This is a genomic window from Pseudomonas sp. MYb2 (assembly GCF_002979955.1).
Taxonomy (GTDB): Bacteria; Pseudomonadota; Gammaproteobacteria; order Pseudomonadales; family Pseudomonadaceae; genus Aquipseudomonas.
Window position 1 is genome coordinate 210,168 of record NZ_PCQC01000009.1, and the last position, 17,590, is coordinate 227,757.

Here is a 17,590-nt window from a genome sequence, read left to right on the forward strand (position 1 = left end):
GTAGGATTCAGCCACTGACCCCACCTGCTGAACATGGACTTCACGCATGCGTTTACGTCATATCGAAGTGATCCAGGCGCTCTTGCAGACCGGTCACCTGGGCACCGCCGCCGAATGGCTGCAGTTGCCGGTGGCCGAGGTCGAAGAGCGTTTGCGCGAAGCCGAGAGTCAGTTGGGGTTCATGCTGTTCGCCAGCGTGCGCGGGCGCCTGCAATCGACGCCCGAAGCGCGGGCATTGCAGGTCGAAATCGCCCACGTCTACGACGCGCTGGAGCCAGTGCAGCGTTTGGCCAGCAGTCTCAAGCAATACCTCGCCCCGCCCCTGCGCATCATCGGCACCCCACCGCTGGCGCAACAATTACTGCCACAAAGCCTCGCCGCCCTGCGCCGACGTCTGCCGGATGCGCCGTGCAGCCTGCTCAGTGCACCGACCCGCGACATCGTCCGCAACCTGTTGCTGCGCGAAAGTGATCTCGGTCTAAGCCTGCACGACCCCGAACATCCCGACATTGATTGCCAGCCACTGACCCAGGGCAAGCTGCAATTGCTCGCGCCTCATGGCTGGCTACAACCGAAACAGAAATACATTTCCCTGCAGGATCTGGCCGGTCAGGCCATGGTCGGCCTCGAAGGCCAGGACCCACTGAGCCCGGCGCTGGAAAACAAGCTCCAGGCCCTGCGCCCCGCACCGAGCATCCAGACCCGCGTGCAAACCCATCAGATGATGCGCAGCATGGTCGAGGCCGGTGAAGGCCTGGCCATCGTCGATCCGTTTACCGCAATGGGCGCGCGCGCCGCCGGGCTGGATGTCTGCCCGCTGTCGCCGGCCGTGCCGATCAGCCTGTACGCCCTGACCTTCAAGCACGCCGCGCCGTCAGCGGCGATTCAGACGCTGCTCACCATCGTCACGGAACAAGCCGAGGCGATGCTGGCGAGCTGACGGGACTCTCCAGCGGATTATCGAACAATCGATACCAGAACAGCGCTACTTCGGCGGTGTTCGGATCAATACCGCGATAGCGCAACTGGTCAATACCACCAATCACATAACCGCAGCGCTCGTACAATCGACAGGCACCGAGGTTGTTGTTCTGGGTTTCGAGCATGATCCCCGGCAGCTTTTTCTTGCGACTCCAGAACTGCGCGACATCCAGCAACGCCTTGGCCACGCCATGCCGCCGCGCCGGCGCGTGCACCGCCAGCTCATCGATATGCGCAAAGCCATTCCAGTTGGTACTGATCACCAGATGACCGACCGGCTCATCGTCCAGATAGGCCATGAAAATCGCGCTGTCAGGCGCGTCACGGTAACTGCTGAACTCCTCGGGGTCGATGCCGTAGCACTTGCGATAAGGCACGATCGGCGTCACCGGCCACTGCTCGACCGCTTTGCCGATCACCGCTGCGCCGTAGGCTGCGACCTCGAAGCTGAAGTCGCTGCCCCAGATATAAGGCGCAAAACCTTCGTCGGCGACACGCACCGACAGCCCTGGGTATTTTGGATTCATGACCGGTTGCATACTCGGAAAAGTCCTCATTCCTTGACGCAATCGACGGTGTAATGCCGCCCATTGCCTTCGTCTTCATGTTGCAGTCCATGCACATCAGCGACAAAACCGGGAAAGCTGCTATCGAACGTGCGGGCAAATTTCAGGTAATCGATGATCGAACGGGTCGCCTCGGTGAAGCGCTCGCCGGGCATGATCAACGGAATCCCCGGCGGATACGGCACCAGCATCACCGCAGCGATCCGCCCTTCCAGCGCATCGATCGGCACCGCCTCGACTTCGCCGCGCACCAGATGATCGTAAGCGTGTGCGGGTTTCATGGCGATCTCGGGGAGCACGGTGTACATGCGTTTGAGGTGTTTGGCCGTGGCATTGCTGCGGTAACAGGCATGCAGTTGATCGCACAAATCGCGCAACCCCATGCCGCGATAGCGCCCGGCATCTTCTTGGGCGACGCAGGGCAGACAGCTTTCCAGACGCACGTTGGCGTCGTAGCTGCGCTTGAATTCCAGTAATTCAGTCAGCAACGTGCTCCATTTACCCTTGGTAATGCCCATCGAGAACAGCACCAGAAAGGAATACAGCCCGGTCTTCTCGACCACCAGCCCGCGCTCCCAGAGGAACTTGCTGACCACCGCCGCCGGAATGCCCTTGTCGCTCAGCGCTCCGCCGGCATTGAGGCCCGGCATTACCAGCGTGACCTTGATCGGATCGAGCAAGACGTAATCGTCACTGACTTCACCAAAACCATGCCAGTCGGCATCCGGTTGCAGTAGCCAGTCCTCTGTCTGTACGCGGTCAATGCCTTCGACGCCCGGCGGCTGCCAGATCGAAAACCACCAGTCATCGGCAGCGATATGCTGGCGCAGATTGGCCAACGCACGGCGGAAGCTCAGCGCTTCATCAAAGGTTTCCTGCAACAGTGAGCGCCCGGCCGGGCCTTCCATCATCGCCGACGCCACATCCAGCGAAGCGATGATGCTGTACTGCGGCGACGTCGAGATATGCATCATGAACGCTTCATTGAACCGATCGCGATCCAGTTGCCGCGCACCGCCGTCCTGCACATGAATCATCGAGGCCTGACTGAATGCCGCGAGCAATTTGTGCGTCGAATGGGTGGTGAACACCAGCGGGCTGTCTTCGCTGCGTGAGGTGGCCATGCCATAGCGTCCGGCGAAGAACTCGTGAAACGCCGCGTAGGCATACCAGGCCTCGTCGAAATGCAGCACTTCAACGCTGTTACCGAGACTTTGCTTGATCAGCTCGGCGTTGTAACAGAGGCCGTCGTAGGTTGAATTGGTCACCACCGCGAGTTTGACTTTCGGCGCATGGCCCTTTGTCAGCGGACTGGCGTCGATCTTCGCCTGGATCGATTCGCGACTGAATTCACTCAACGGGATCGGCCCGATGATTCCCAGCTCATTGCGCTCCGGGCACAGGTAGAGCGGGATTGCGCCGGTCATGATGATCGCGTGCAACACCGACTTGTGGCAATTGCGGTCGACCAGCACCAAGTCATCGCGCGCGACCATCGAGTGCCAGACGATCTTGTTGGCGGTCGAGGTGCCATTGATCACGAAAAAGGTGTGGTCAGCGCCGAAATTGCGCGCCGCGCGCGCCTCGGCTTCGGCGAGCGGCCCGGTGTGATCGAGCAGCGAACCCAGCTCCGGCACCGACACCGACAAATCCGAACGCAGGGTGTTTTCGCCAAAGAACTGGTGAAATGCCTGCCCCACCGGACTCTTGTGATAAGCCACACCGCCGCCATGACCGGGGGTGTGCCAGGAATAATTGGAGTCCGCCGTGTGCTGCACCAGGGCCTTGAAAAACGGTGGCAGTAAACCATCCAGGTACTTGCGCGCCGCCCGCGCGACTTGCCTGGCGAGAAACGCCACGGTGTCTTCGAAAAGATAGAGAATGCCGCGCAGTTGGTTGAGCTCGGCCATCGCGTCGGCAGGGGCGTTTTCCAACGTGACTTGTTCACCCAAGGCAAAGATCGGCAGTTCCGGCGCACGCACCCGCGCCAGGCCGATCAGTTCGGCCATGTTCTGCAACAGATGGGAATTAGTGCTGGCGTCCTCGGCAGCAATCAGCATGCACGCGAGGCCATGATGGGTCGACGCCACCAACCGACCTTCGGCGTAGTCGGTAGCCGAAACGATACTGAAACCTTCCTGCTCCAACTCCCGGGCGATGCCACGGATACGGTCACCAGCGACCGTGTCGGCCTTGATGTCGCGATGGACGATCAACACCGGGAACTTCAAATCTTTGTACATGGGGCTCAGTGTCCTGAGGCGGCAGGTTTTCAGCTGCCAATGCACTCAGGGTAGAGGGTTGCAGCGAATGTGGCGAGGGTGGCCAGTTGGCTTCATGGCGCCATAAGCAAAAGATCGCAGCCTGCGGCAGCTCCTACATTGGAATGTGATCCCCTGTAGGAGCTGCCGCAGGTTCGGGCCGCGATCGGACGATCTTTTGATCTTCAGGCTTGGGCGTCGGCTTCGGCGATCTGCGTCCACATCGCCGGCCCGCCCGCAGACTTGGCAATAATCTCCAACCGCACCAGATGCGCCGCCAACTCATCTTCAGTCGCACGAATGATCCGCGCAGGCTGACGATCTGCCGGCAAACGACGAATCTCGGTCGCCGAGTTGTCCGCACCCTCGCCCGAGCCATTACCGTCCGATGCATTGCCCGCGAGCGACAGGCTGGTCTGGCCACCGGTCATGGTCAGGTAGACGTCGGCGAGAATCTCCGAGTCGAGCAAGGCGCCGTGCAGTTCACGGCCGGAGTTGTCGACGCCATAGCGTTTGCACAATGCATCGAGGCTGTTGCGCTGCCCCGGGTGACGTTCCCGGGCCATCATCAGGGTGTCGAGGATCGAGCAGTGCTGCGTGATGTCGGCGCGATCCTTCTGCCCCATCAAGGCGAATTCGTTGTTGATGAAACCAACGTCGAACGCCGCGTTGTGGATGATCAGCTGCGCGCCCTTGATGAATTCGAAGAACTCATCGGCGACTTCGTTGAAACGCGGCTTGCCGACGAGGAATTCGTTGGTGATGCCGTGAACACCGATGGCGCCTTCGTCACTTTCGCGATCCGGTTGCAGGTAGACGTGAAAATGCCGGCCCGTCAGGCGCCGACCGATCAGTTCGACACAGCCGATTTCAATGATCCGGTGACCATCGGTCACCGGCATGCCGGTGGTTTCGGTATCGAGTACAACGGATCTGGTGGCCATCAGTGTTCAGCTCTCAACGGGTCGATCTTGCAAAAAACGCGGATGTTAACACGCGCATTTCTGAGTTAGCGCGTCATCATTCATCGCGAGCAGGCTCACTCCTACAGGGAAATGCATCCAATTGTAGGAGTGAGCCTGCTCGCGATTGGGGGCACCACGGTGCAACGGAGGGAATCAGGTCTGTTTGTAACCGCGCACTTCATCCACCCCACGGTTGGCCAACTGGTCCGCCCGCTCGTTACCGTGATGACCAATGTGCCCACGCACCCATTTCCAGGTGACCTTGTGGCGGTTGACCTGCTCATCCAGCTCTTTCCACAGATCAGCGTTTTTCACCGGTTCTTTCGCAGCGGTTTTCCAGCCGCGCTTCTTCCAGTTGGCCATCCACTCGTTGATGCCCTTCATCACATACTGCGAGTCGGTCACCAGCAATACTTCGCACGGCCGCTTCAAGGCTTCCAGGCCGCGAATGGCGCCGAGCAGCTCCATGCGGTTGTTGGTGGTGTTGGCTTCGCCGCCCCACAGTTCCTTTTCAACGCCTTTGCACACCAGCAAGGCGCCCCAGCCGCCCGGGCCAGGATTGCCTTTGCAGGCGCCGTCAGTGAACAGTTCTACGGTGTCGACGCTTTCAACGCTTTCGCTCATGCCACTCTATCCAGAATAAATGTCTGCCTCGCCGATCACGGATCGACGATGGCCCGGGCCGGGACATGCCCGGCCACAAATAAAAGAAGATTTACGGTTCAATGCGGCGGCGATTGACCTTGGCCATCGGCAGCGGAATCAGCTTGCCCATCGGCTCGCGGCGCTCCTGACGCAAGGGTCGCAAGCCAACCACGATCTTGCGCGCCACCAATAAATAGAAGCCGCCGCCCGACAGTTGCCAGTCACCGGCCTTGCGTTCCCAGCCGGCCAAGCGGGCCTGCCACTTGGGTGACGCGAGCGGCGGACGATAGCACCCGAAGCGGCGTTTCTCCAGCGCGAAGCCCAGCAGATTGAGCCAGTCGGCAACCCGCGACGGCGAGATGCAGCGCGCCTGGCGCAAGGCGTCATGGGCGAAAACATGGCGTAAACCCCACGTGCTCCACGGATTGATGCCGATGATCAGCAAGTGCCCGCCGGGGCGCACACTGCTTGCCGCTTCACGCAGCAAACCGTGGGGCGACAGGCAGAAATCCAGACCGTGCTGCATCACCACCACATCGGCAGCGTGCTCGCTCAGCGGCCAGGCCTGCTCTTCGCAAACAATCTCGACGCCCGGCAACGGCGCGCCAAGACGCACATTGCGCTGCACTTGCGGCGCCGACGGCGGGGTTTCGGCCGACGGCCCGTAATGCACCAGATAACCGCCGAAGAACCGGCCCAACTCGTCTTCGAGCATGCGCCGCTCTTCATCGAGCAGAAATTGCCCGAGCGGGCCGGACAGCCATTCACGGGCTGCGCCGATCAGGGCCAGCCAGTCAGGATCAGCCTGTGCGAACGCTTTATCACTCATCGCATTCTCCAAAGCGCCAGGAACTACTAAGATGCGCCAATGTTTTCCGCTTGGCGAATTCCGACGATGATACAGATCAGTGCCCTGCCCGCGTTCACCGACAACTACATCTGGTTGTTACAGGATCACCGTACCCAACGCTGCGCGGTGGTCGATCCGGGCGATGCCGCGCCCGTGATGGCATGGATCGACGCCCATCCGGGCTGGGTCTTGAGCGACATCCTGATTACCCACCATCACCATGATCACGTCGGCGGCGTCGAACGCCTGAAAGCCGCGAGCGGCGCGACTGTTTACGGCCCGGCCAGCGAAAGCATTCCGGGGCGCGACGTCGCGCTCAAGGACAACGATACCGTCAGCGTGCTTGGCTGGGACTTCGCTGTCTATGCGGTGCCCGGTCACACTTTGGGACACATCGCCTACTACCATCACGGTCTGCTGTTCTGCGGCGACACCCTGTTCGCCGCCGGTTGCGGGCGACTGTTCGAAGGCACGCCGGAACAGATGCATCACTCGCTCAGCCGTCTCGCCGCGTTACCGGAAGATACGCTGGTCTACTGCACCCATGAATACACCCTGAGCAACCTCAAGTTCGCCGCCGCCGTCGAGCCGACGAACCCGGACATTGCCGCCCGTCTGGAAAAAGTCACCCAACAACGGCAGAACGGCGTCATGACCCTGCCTTCGACCCTGGCCCTGGAAAAGCTCACAAATCCGTTTTTGCGCACCAGTGAAACATTAGTTACACAAAAAGTGGACGAACGGGCAGGCGCTCAAAACCGGGCGCCGAGTGAGGTTTTTGCGGCTCTGCGGGCATGGAAAGATAAGTTCTAAGCACCCTCTTGCCTGGTACAAAAATTCTGAATGGTTGACCGCGAGGGGTGCGCTTTCTAGAATCGCCCGACATTTTTGCCCGGAACTTACTTCCAGCCAATGTCGTCATCCATACGTAAGTCCGTCAATTCAGACGCATTGACCCGCCTGGCGCAAGCCATCGCGGTGGCTGTGTCCGCCACGCTGGCGGGCTGTTCCAGCCATGCTCCGCAGACTGAAGCGACCCATACGCCGAACATTGCTGCGCGAGCCAAGCAGAAGCCGATCTGGCTGACCGAGAAGCCCAGCCCACAGGTTCCCCAGGATATCTGGGAACGCATGCGCCAGGGCTTCCAGTTGCAGGAAGGCCTCGGCGTAAATCCGCGCATCGAGCAACAGCGCCTGTGGTTCGCCAGCAATCCCTCTTTCCTCGAGAACGCCGGCGAACGCGGCAGTCTCTATATTCACTACATCGTCGAACGCCTCGAAGAACGCAACATGCCGCTGGAACTGGCCCTGCTGCCAGTGATTGAAAGCGCCTACAACCCGATGGCCTATTCGCGCGCCGATGCTGTCGGGCTGTGGCAATTCATTCCGTCCACCGGGCGTTACTTCAACCTGCGCCAGACCCGTTTCTACGATGGCCGTCGCGACATCACTGCCTCGACTACGGCAGCGATGGATTACCTGACTCGCCTGCACGACATGTTCAACGGCGACTGGCTGCTCGCCCTGGCCGCGTACAACGCCGGCGAAGGCACGGTCAGCCGCGCGATCGAACGTAACGAAAAGCTTGGCCTGCCGACCGACTACTGGAACCTGCCGCTGCCGGCGGAAACCCAGGCGTACGTGCCGAAGCTGCTGGCATTGTCGCAAGTGGTGCTGGCGCCAGAGGCCTACGGGGTCAACCTCAACCCGATCGCCAACGAACCGTACTTCCAGGTCGTCGAAATCAACCAGCGCATGGACCTGTCCAAGGTTGCCGCGGTGGCGAACATCGACGAAGACGAACTGTTCCAGCTCAACCCGGCGTTCAAGCAGCGCACCACCATCGACGGCCCTCAGCATTTGCTGGTGCCAACGTCGAAGGCGCAACTGCTGACCGCCAGCCTGCAGACCATGCGGCCTGACGAGCTGATCAGCCCGCGCTCGCTGAAGCCGGTGTTCGAGGGTGCCGATCCTTCCGAGGTGGCAAAACTCAAGCGCGCTTACCGCGTGAAGCGTGGCGACAACCTCGGCTCCATCGCCAAGGCCAACAAGGTTGAAGTCAAGGATCTGCAGCGCTGGAACAAGCTGACCGGCAAGAACCTCAAGGTCGGCCAGACCCTGGTGATGCAGGACACCACCAAGCGTGCGCCGGCTCGCAAATCTGGGCGCGTCAACACAGTGATTGCGGCCAACAGCAAGAACAAAGGCAAGGACGACAGCGCGCAGCAGACCCAGTACAAGGTCAAGCGCGGCGACACGCTGTACGTGGTGGCCAAGCGTTTCAACGTTGAGATGCAGCATCTCAAGCGCTGGAATCCGGGTGCGGGTAAAGCGTTGAAGCCGGGGCAGATGCTCACGGTTTATCAGCCGCACTGATCGAAGAGCCCCTGAGTTTGCAGGGGCTTTTTTTGATCACGTTTTTGTGGTGTGCTTTAGATCCATCCCCCTCACCCCAGCCCTCCCGAAACGTCGGACCGCCCCCAAGGGGGCGAGGGGGAAAGGGAGCCGATCTCCGTGCTATTCAACATCCGAGTTCGACTCGGTATCGCACGTCGGCGCAGCTCTCGCAAACACCACAGTCAGTCCCCTCTCCCTCCGGGAGAGGGTTAGTGAGGGGCTTCTCAAATCGTGAATTCGGCTCGGTATCACACGTCGGCGCAATTCGCCCAAACACCGCAATCAGTCCCCTCTCCCCCCGGGAGAGGGTTAGGGTGAGGGGCTTTTGAAAACTTGAGTTCGACTCGGTGCAGCACGTCGGTGCAATTCGCCCAGACACCACGATCAGTCCCCTCTCCCTCCGGGAGAGGGTTAGGGTGAGGGGCTCTTCGCGCAAACGATTAACCGCGCATTAACCCGCATCTTTTTCCTGCCCAGACAAGCTGTTACTGTACGGCCCACAAAGCCCAAGCCGCCTGGATCGGATCTGACTTGAAGCGTCCCCTCCTCCTGCTCCTGATCAGCCTGGCCTTGAGCTCAACCGCAAGCGCGACGATTACCGAAAGTCACGGTTATGCGCAGTTCGGCACGCTCAAGTACCCGGCCAGATTTACCCACTTCGACTGGGTCAACCCGCAAGCGCCCAAGGGCGGTACGTTGCGGGTGATGGCGTTCGGCACCTTCGATACGGTCAATCCGTACACGTTCAAGGGCACAAGCCCGGTCACCACAGCGAATTTCCTTCAGTACGGCATCAACGAGCTGAACGAGCCGCTGATGGTCGGCACCGGCCAGTATTCGCCATCCGGTGACGAACCCGCGTCGAGTTACGGCTTGATCGCGCAATCGGTGGAATACAGCGAAGATCGCAGCTGGGTCGTCTTCAACCTGCGTCCCGAGGCGCGCTTCCACGACGGCACGCCGATCACCGCTTATGACGTGGCGTTCTCCTATCGAACGCTGCTCAAGGACGGTCATCCGCTGTACCGCACCGCGCTGCAGGAAGTGCTGCGGGTCGACATTCTCAACAAACAGCGCATTCGCTTCGTGCTCAAGCGCTCCGGCAATCCACTTTTGATTCTGCGCCTCGGCGAATTGCCGGTGCTGCCGCAGCATTACTGGAAAGACCGCGACTTCAAGGCCACAACCTTCGAACCGCCACTGGGCAGCGGGCCGTATCGCATCACCTCGGTCACGCCGGGCCGGCAGTTGATCTTCGAACGGGTCAAGGATTACTGGGGCAAGGACTTGCCGGTCAATCGCGGCAAGTACAACTTCGATCGCATGGAAGTCGAGTTCTACCGCGACAGCGATGTCGCCTTCGAAGCGTTCAAGGCTGGCGAATTCGACATTTACATCGAGCATCAGGCGAAGAACTGGGCCAACGGCTACAACTTCCCCGCGATACGCCGTGGCGACGTGATCAAGGCGCAGATTCCGCATCAGATCCCGACCCAGAGTCAGGGCCTGTTCATGAACACCCGCCGCGCCACCTTCGCCGATGTGAAGACCCGCGAAGCGCTGGGCCTGATGTTCGACTTCGAGTGGACCAACCGCGCACTGTTCAGCGATGCCTACAAGCGCACCACCAGTTACTACCCCAACAGTGAATTCACAACCTCCGGCCTGCCGGTCGGGGGGGAATGGCTGATGCTCAAGCCGTACAAGGAACAACTGCCGGCCAAGCTGTTCACCGAACCGTTCACTCTGCCAAAAACCGACGGTCGCGGCATTCCCCGGGAAACCATGCGCAAGGCATTGGCGTTGCTCGCCGAAGCCGGCTGGAAGCTCAACGGGCAGCGCCTGCAAAACGCTGAAGGCCAACCGCTGCGGTTCGAGCTGTTGCTGGTCAATCCGAACCTGGAGCGCCTCTACCAGCCCTACATCGAGAACCTCAACAGCATCGGCATCGACGCGCGCCTGCGCACCGTGGATCGGGCGCAGTACAAACAGCGCCTCGATCAATTTGATTTCGACATGATCTCGATGACGCTCAACCAGACCTTAAGCCCAGGCCTTGAGCAGTGGCAGTACTTCCACTCCAGTCAGGTGAACGTCAAGGGCAGCAAGAATTACGCGGGGATCGCCAATCCGGTGGTCGATCACCTGCTCGAACAATTGCTCGCCGCACGCACCCGCGACGAACAGGTTGCCGCCGGCAAAGCGCTCGACCGCGTGCTGCTCTGGCAGCACTACAGCATTCCCAACTGGTACCTCAATTATCACCGTCTGGCCTACCGCAACCGGTTGGCCTTCGTCACTACGCCGCCCTTCACCCTGGGCCTGAGCGCGTGGTGGCTGAAGTCTTCGGAGAAAGATCGATGAACCCTATCCGCGCCCTGCTCCTCCAGGCCAGCGGCTTACTGTTCGCCGGGCTGGCCTTTGCCGCCCCGCAACACGCCGTGACCCTGTACAACGAGCCGCCGAAATACCCGGCCGATTTCAAGCATTTCGATTATGTGAATCCCGACGCGCCCAAGGGCGGCGTGTTCCGTCAGGCCGGATTCGGCGGCTTCGACAGCCTCAACCCGTTCATCAGCAAAGGCGTGCCGGCCGATGACATCGGGCAGATCTACGACACCCTGACCAAGCACAGCCTTGACGAGCCGTTCACCGAATACGGCCTGATCGCCGGCAAAATCGAAAAGGCCCCGGACAACAGCTGGGTGCGCTTCTACCTGCGCCCCGAAGCACGCTTCCATGACGGCCACCCGGTGCGCGCCGACGACGTGGTGTTTAGCTTCAACACGCTGACCAAGGAAGGCTCGCCGATGTTTCGCGGCTACTACAGCGACGTGTCCGAAGTGATCGCCGAAGACCCGCTGAAAGTCCTGTTCAAGTTCAAGCACAGCAACAACCGCGAGTTGCCGCTGATCCTCGGTCAGTTGCCGGTGCTGCCGAAACACTGGTGGGCCGATCGTGATTTCAACAAGGGCAACCTGGAAATTCCGCTGGGCAGCGGCCCGTACAAGGTCGCCGAAGTGAAGGCCGGACGCTCGGTGCGCTACGAGCGGGTCAAGGATTACTGGGGCAAGGACCTGCCGGTCAACCGCGGCTTCTACAATTTCGACACGATGACCACCGATTACTACCGTGACAACACCGTCGCCCTTGAAGCCTTGAAGGCCGGCCAGTTCGATTACTGGCTGGAGATGGCCGCAAAAAACTGGGCCAACGCCTACAACATTCCGGCCGTCACTGAAGGACGGTTGATCAAGGAGCAGATTGCCAACAGCAACCCGACCGGCATGCAGGGGTTTGTCTTCAACCTGCGCCGTCCGGTGTTCCAGGACGTTCGGGTGCGTCAGGCGCTCGGGTTGCTGTTCGATTTCGAGTGGACCAACAAACAACTGTTCAACGGCGCCTACTTCCGCACTCGCAGCTACTTCGAGAACTCGGAAATGGCCGCCACCGGCCTGCCCGATGCTGATCAACGAACGATCCTCGAGCCGTTCCGCAGCAAACTACCGGCGCAGGTGTTCAGCGAAGCGTTCGAGCCCCCCAAGACCGACGCCAGCGGCATGATCCGCGCCCAGCAACGCGAGGCCTATCAACTGCTGCAAGAGGCCGGCTGGAAGATCGTCGACGACAAGATGGTCGACGCTACGGGCAAGCCTGTAGTGATTGAATTCTTACTCGCGCAGACCGAGTTCGAGCGGGTTTTGCTGCCGTTCAAGCGCAACCTCAGCGACCTCGGCATTGATCTGGTGATCCGTCGCGTCGACGTTTCGCAGTACATCAACCGCGTGCGCTCGCGAGACTTCGACATGATGGTCGGCAGCTTTCCGCAGTCCAACTCGCCGGGTAACGAACAGCGCGAATACTGGATGAGCGCCGCTGCCGACAAGGCCAGCAGCCGCAACACCATGGGCCTGAAGGATCCGATCGTCGATCAACTGGTCGAGAACCTGATCAACGCCGACTCGCGCAAAAGCCTCGTGGCCCATGCCCGCGCACTGGATCGCGTGCTGCAATGGGGCTACTACGTAGTGCCCAACTGGCACATCAAGACCTGGCGCGTGGCTTACTGGAATCACATCGGTCACCCGAAGGTCTCACCCAAGTATGACATCGGCATCAACACCTGGTGGGTCAAGCCGAACGCAAAACCGGCGATAGAAGTCGAAACCAAACTGCAAGCCGACCCTGTGGGCACGGAGTAATCAGATGCTGGCGTATATTTTTCGGCGACTGTTGCTGATCATCCCGACCCTGTTCGGCATTCTGCTGATCAACTTCGTGATCATCCAGGCCGCGCCCGGTGGCCCGGTGGAACAGATGATCGCCAAGCTCGAAGGCTTCGAAGGCGCCACCAGCCGCATCGCCGGCGGCGGTGCCGAGGTGTCGGTGGCCGGTTCGTCCTATCGCGGCGCGCAGGGGCTGGACCCGGCGCTGATCAAGGAAATCGAGCACATGTACGGGTTCGACAAGTCGGCCCCGGAACGGCTGTGGATCATGGTCAAGAACTACGCCAAGCTGGATTTCGGCGACAGCTTTTTCCGCGACGCCAAGGTCATCGACCTGATCAAGGAAAAGATGCCGGTATCGATCTCGCTGGGGCTGTGGAGCACGCTGATCATGTACCTGGTGTCGATCCCGCTGGGGATAGCCAAGGCCACGCGACACGGCAGCCACTTCGACGTCTGGACCAGTTCGGCGATCATCGTCGGCTATGCGATCCCGGCGTTCCTCTTTGCGATTCTGCTGATCGTGGTGTTTGCCGGCGGCAGTTATCTCGACTGGTTCCCGTTGCGCGGGCTGACCTCGAACAACTTCGATGAGCTGAGCTTCGGCGGCAAGATCCTCGATTACTTCTGGCACCTGGCATTGCCAGTGACGGCACTGGTGATCGGTAACTTCGCGACCATGACCCTGTTGACCAAAAACAGCTTTCTCGACGAGATCAACAAACAGTACGTGGTCACCGCCAAAGCCAAAGGCCTGACCCGCCACCGCGTGCTCTACGGCCACGTGTTCCGCAACGCCATGCTGCTGGTGATTGCCGGATTCCCGTCGGCGTTCATCGGGATTTTCTTCACCGGCTCATTGCTGGTGGAAGTGATCTTCTCCCTCGACGGCCTCGGCCTGATGAGTTTCGAAGCGGCGATCAACCGCGATTACCCGGTGGTGTTCGGCACCCTGTTCATCTTCACCCTGCTCGGGCTGGTGGTGAAACTGATCGGCGACCTCACCTACACCCTGGTCGATCCGCGCATCGACTTCGAAAGCCGGGAGCATTGAGATGAACCTGTCCCCTCTCAACCGCCGCCGCTTCGAACTGTTCAAGGCCAACAAGCGTGGCTGGTGGTCGCTGTGGCTGTTTCTGATCCTGTTCGGGCTGAGCCTCGGTGCCGAACTGATCGCCAACGACAAGCCGCTGGTGGTGCATTACGACAACAACTGGTACTTCCCGGCGATCAAGCGCTACCCGGAAACCACCTTCGGCGGCGAATTTCCGCTGGAAGCCAACTACAAGAGCCCGTACATCCGCGAACTGCTCAAGGCCAAGGATGCGTGGGTGCTGTGGGCGCCGATTCCTTATAACTACCAAAGCATCAACTACGACCTGAAAGTCCCGGCCCCTGCCCCGCCCTCGGCGGACAACCTGCTCGGTACCGACGATCAGGGTCGCGATGTGCTGGCGCGGGTGATTTACGGTTTCCGCATTTCCGTGCTGTTTGCGCTGACGTTGACCGTGTTGAGTTCGATTATCGGCGTGATTGCCGGCGCCCTTCAGGGTTTCTATGGCGGCTGGGTTGATCTGGCCGGGCAGCGTTTTCTGGAAATCTGGTCGGGGCTGCCAGTGCTGTACCTGCTGATCATTCTCGCCAGTTTTGTGCAGCCGAATTTCTGGTGGCTGTTGGGGATCATGCTGCTGTTCTCGTGGATGAGCCTGGTCGACGTGGTGCGCGCCGAGTTCCTCCGTGGCCGCAACCTCGAATACGTGCGCGCGGCGCGGGCGCTGGGCATGCAGAACGGCGCGATCATGTTCCGCCATATCCTGCCCAACGCGATGGTCTCGACCATGACGTTCATGCCGTTCATCCTCACCGGCGCCATCGGCACCCTCACCGCGCTGGACTTCCTCGGTTTCGGTTTGCCGGCCGGCAGTCCGTCGCTGGGGGAACTGGTCGCCCAAGGCAAATCCAACCTGCAAGCGCCGTGGCTGGGCATGAGTGCCTTTGCCGTGTTGGCGTTGATGTTGAGTTTGCTGGTGTTTATCGGCGAGTCCGCTCGCGATGCCTTCGACCCGAGGAAGTGAAATGAATCAGGACAATCTGATCGAAGTGCGCGACCTCGCCGTCGAATTCGGTTTTGGCGAGCGCGTACACCGGGTCGTTGAAGGCGTGAGTTTCGACATCAAGCGCGGTGAAACCCTCGCGTTGGTCGGCGAATCCGGCTCGGGCAAATCGGTGACTGCGCATTCGATCCTGCGCTTGCTGCCCTACCCGATGGCCCGTCATCCCGCCGGCAGTATTAATTACGCCGGGCAAAACCTGCTGGGCCTGAGCGAAAAGACCATCCGCCATATTCGCGGCAATCGCATTGCAATGATTTTTCAGGAGCCAATGACCTCGCTGAACCCACTGCATTCGATCGAGAAGCAGATCAACGAAGTGCTCGGCATCCACAAGGGCCTGACCGGCAAAGTCGCGACCAAGCGCACGCTGGAGCTGTTGGAGATGGTCGGCATCCCCGAGCCGCACAAGCGCCTCAAGGCCCTGCCCCACGAATTGTCCGGCGGTCAGCGCCAGCGCGTGATGATCGCCATGGCGCTGGCCAACGAGCCGGAACTGCTGATTGCCGACGAGCCGACCACCGCTCTGGACGTAACCGTTCAGCTGAAAATCCTCGATTTGCTTAAGGAATTGCAGGCCAGATTGGGCATGTCGCTGTTACTGATCAGTCACGATTTGAACCTGGTGCGAAGAATTGCGCATCGCGTATGTGTCATGCAGCGCGGTTGCATCGTCGAACAGGCATCGTGCGAAGAGCTGTTCCGTTCGCCGCAGCATCCGTACACTCGGGAATTGCTCGGCGCGGAGCCCAGCGGAGGCCCGGCGAGCAATAAAATCGGCGCACCGCTGCTTGAAGTCGAGGACCTGAAAGTCTGGTTCCCGATCAAGAAAGGCCTGCTCAAGCGCACGGTGGATCACGTCAAGGCAGTGGACGGCATCAATTTCAGCCTGCCTCAGGGTCAGACCTTGGGGATTGTGGGGGAAAGCGGTTCCGGCAAATCCACGCTGGGTCTGGCGATTTTGCGGCTGATCGGCAGCAAAGGCGCGATCCGCTTTGAAGGCAAGCAGCTAGACTGCCTGACGCAGAACGAGGTTCGCCCGTTGCGTCGGGAGATGCAGGTGGTGTTTCAGGACCCGTTTGGCAGCCTGAGCCCGCGCATGTGCGTCAGCGATATCGTTGGCGAAGGCCTGCGGATTCACAAGATGGGCAGCGCCGAGGAACAGGAAGCGGCGATTATTGCGGCATTGAAGGAGGTAGGTCTGGATCCGGAAACCCGGCACCGCTACCCCCACGAATTTTCCGGTGGGCAACGGCAACGAATCGCCATTGCCCGGGCTTTGGTGCTGAAACCGGCGCTGATCCTGCTGGACGAGCCGACGTCGGCGCTCGACCGCACGGTGCAGCGGCAAGTGGTGGAGCTGTTGCGTTCACTGCAAGCCAAGTACAACCTGACGTATTTGTTTATCAGCCATGACCTGGCTGTCGTCAAAGCGCTGAGCCACCAGTTGATGGTGGTCAAGCATGGCCAAGTGGTCGAACAGGGAGACGCGCAAAGTATTTTTGCCGCCCCCCAACATCCGTATACACAGCAGTTGCTGGAAGCCGCTTTTTTGGCACCAGCCACTGCGCAATAACCTGAAAGAGGAGCAACACATGGGTTTTCTCGCCGGTAAGCGCGTACTGATCGTCGGTGTCGCCAGCAAGCTGTCCATCGCATCCGGCATCGCTGCCGCCATGCATCGCGAGGGCGCTGAGCTTGCCTTCACTTATCAGAACGACAAACTGAAAGGTCGTGTTGAAGAATTCGCCCAAGGCTGGGGTTCGAGCCCTGAGCTGTGCTTCCCGTGCGACGTGGCCAGCGATGAAGAAATCGCCAAGGTCTTCGAAGCACTGAGCAAGAAGTGGGATGGCCTGGACTGCATCGTCCACTCCGTTGGTTTCGCCCCGGGCGACCAACTGGACGGCGACTTCACCGAAGCCACCACCCGTGACGGTTTCCGCATCGCTCACGACATCAGCGCCTACAGCTTCGTGGCCCTGGCCAAAGCCGGTCGCGAAATGATGAAAGGCCGCAACGGCAGCCTGCTGACCCTGTCGTACCTGGGCGCCGAGCGCACCATGCCGAACTACAACGTGATGGGCATGGCCAAGGCTTCGCTGGAAGCTGGCGTACGTTACCTGGCCGGCTCCCTGGGCCCGGACGGCACCCGCGTCAACTGCGTATCGGCTGGCCCGATCCGTACCCTGGCAGCTTCGGGCATCAAGAACTTCCGCAAGATGCTGGCCGCCAACGAAGCGCAAACCCCGCTGCGTCGCAACGTCACCATCGACGAAGTCGGCAACGCCGGCGCCTTCCTGTGCTCCGACCTGGCGTCGGGCATCAGCGGTGAAATCATGTACGTCGACGGCGGCTTCAACACCACCGCCATGGGCAACATCGAAGAGTGATCTTCGCTTAGCCGATAAAAAACCCGCCTGTTCAGGCGGGTTTTTTTATGCCTGCAACACTGTCCCCCTGTGGGAGTGAGCCTGCTCGCGATGGCGCTGGGTCAGGCAATGAAGATGTTGCCTGACCGGACGCCATCGCGAGTAGGCTCACTCCCACTTGGATTTGTGGTGAACCGAGATCTTGTGAACACCCGCCCC

The 17,590-nt window shown here is 60.3% G+C and carries 14 protein-coding genes; 9 read left to right on the top strand and 5 right to left on the bottom strand.

Annotation, left to right across the window (positions count from 1 at the left end; genetic code table 11):
* Positions 1–46: 46 nt before the first annotated feature.
* Positions 47–940 carry a LysR family transcriptional regulator gene (locus CQ009_RS17610; RefSeq protein WP_105707811.1) on the top strand — a complete coding sequence of 298 codons (894 nt, stop codon included), beginning with the start codon at positions 47–49 and terminating at the stop codon, positions 938–940.
* On the opposite strand, the gene CQ009_RS17615 is transcribed toward CQ009_RS17610, so the two are convergent.
* The 5 genes from CQ009_RS17615 to CQ009_RS17635 form a co-directional block, all read right to left on the bottom strand.
* Entirely contained in the window at positions 906–1,520 is a 615-nt protein-coding gene (locus tag CQ009_RS17615) for a GNAT family N-acetyltransferase (protein ID WP_064390482.1), read from the bottom strand. The genes CQ009_RS17610 and CQ009_RS17615 overlap by 35 nt on opposite strands.
* A 14-nt stretch (positions 1,521–1,534) precedes the next feature.
* Positions 1,535–3,790, bottom strand: coding sequence for an Orn/Lys/Arg decarboxylase N-terminal domain-containing protein (locus CQ009_RS17620; RefSeq protein WP_105707813.1), 2,256 nt, complete (start codon positions 3,788–3,790; stop codon positions 1,535–1,537).
* A 203-nt stretch (positions 3,791–3,993) separates the two neighbouring features.
* Positions 3,994–4,752 (bottom strand): DNA polymerase III subunit epsilon, encoded by a 759-nt coding sequence (gene dnaQ, locus CQ009_RS17625; RefSeq protein WP_105707815.1) that lies wholly within the window; start codon positions 4,750–4,752, stop codon positions 3,994–3,996.
* A 174-nt stretch (positions 4,753–4,926) separates the two neighbouring features.
* Positions 4,927–5,397, bottom strand: coding sequence for a ribonuclease HI (gene rnhA, locus CQ009_RS17630; protein ID WP_064390484.1), 471 nt, complete (start codon positions 5,395–5,397; stop codon positions 4,927–4,929).
* 91 nt (positions 5,398–5,488) lie between these two features.
* The gene (locus CQ009_RS17635) at positions 5,489–6,247 is read right to left on the bottom strand and encodes a class I SAM-dependent methyltransferase (RefSeq protein ID WP_093430718.1); all 759 of its coding nucleotides are present in this window, start codon (positions 6,245–6,247) and stop codon (positions 5,489–5,491) included.
* A 66-nt stretch (positions 6,248–6,313) separates the two neighbouring features.
* Between CQ009_RS17635 and gloB the strand changes: the two genes are divergently transcribed.
* The 8 genes from gloB (at position 6,314) to fabI (ending at position 17,392) form a co-directional block, all read left to right on the top strand.
* On the top strand, positions 6,314–7,081 hold the full coding sequence (gene gloB / locus CQ009_RS17640; protein WP_105707833.1) for a hydroxyacylglutathione hydrolase: 768 nt from the start codon (positions 6,314–6,316) through the stop codon (positions 7,079–7,081).
* A gap of 99 nt (positions 7,082–7,180) precedes the next feature.
* Positions 7,181–8,644 carry a transglycosylase SLT domain-containing protein gene (locus CQ009_RS17645; RefSeq protein ID WP_105707817.1) on the top strand — a complete coding sequence of 488 codons (1,464 nt, stop codon included), beginning with the start codon at positions 7,181–7,183 and terminating at the stop codon, positions 8,642–8,644.
* A 552-nt stretch (positions 8,645–9,196) separates the two neighbouring features.
* Entirely contained in the window at positions 9,197–11,029 is a 1,833-nt protein-coding gene (locus tag CQ009_RS17650) for an extracellular solute-binding protein (RefSeq protein ID WP_105707820.1), read from the top strand.
* Positions 11,026–12,867, top strand: a complete 1,842-nt coding sequence (locus tag CQ009_RS17655; RefSeq protein ID WP_105707822.1) for an extracellular solute-binding protein — start codon at positions 11,026–11,028, stop codon at positions 12,865–12,867. The genes CQ009_RS17650 and CQ009_RS17655 overlap by 4 nt, the downstream gene beginning before the upstream one ends.
* Before the next feature lie 4 nt (positions 12,868–12,871).
* On the top strand, positions 12,872–13,945 hold the full coding sequence (locus CQ009_RS17660) for a microcin C ABC transporter permease YejB (protein WP_008088514.1): 1,074 nt from the start codon (positions 12,872–12,874) through the stop codon (positions 13,943–13,945).
* 1 nt (position 13,946) lies between these two features.
* The gene (locus CQ009_RS17665) at positions 13,947–14,966 is read left to right on the top strand and encodes an ABC transporter permease (RefSeq protein ID WP_064390489.1); all 1,020 of its coding nucleotides are present in this window, start codon (positions 13,947–13,949) and stop codon (positions 14,964–14,966) included.
* 1 nt (position 14,967) lies between these two features.
* Positions 14,968–16,578 (top strand): ABC transporter ATP-binding protein, encoded by a 1,611-nt coding sequence (locus tag CQ009_RS17670; protein WP_105707824.1) that lies wholly within the window; start codon positions 14,968–14,970, stop codon positions 16,576–16,578.
* A 19-nt stretch (positions 16,579–16,597) separates the two neighbouring features.
* Positions 16,598–17,392 (top strand): enoyl-ACP reductase FabI, encoded by a 795-nt coding sequence (gene fabI, locus CQ009_RS17675; protein WP_007910591.1) that lies wholly within the window; start codon positions 16,598–16,600, stop codon positions 17,390–17,392.
* Positions 17,393–17,590: the final 198 nt, after the last annotated feature.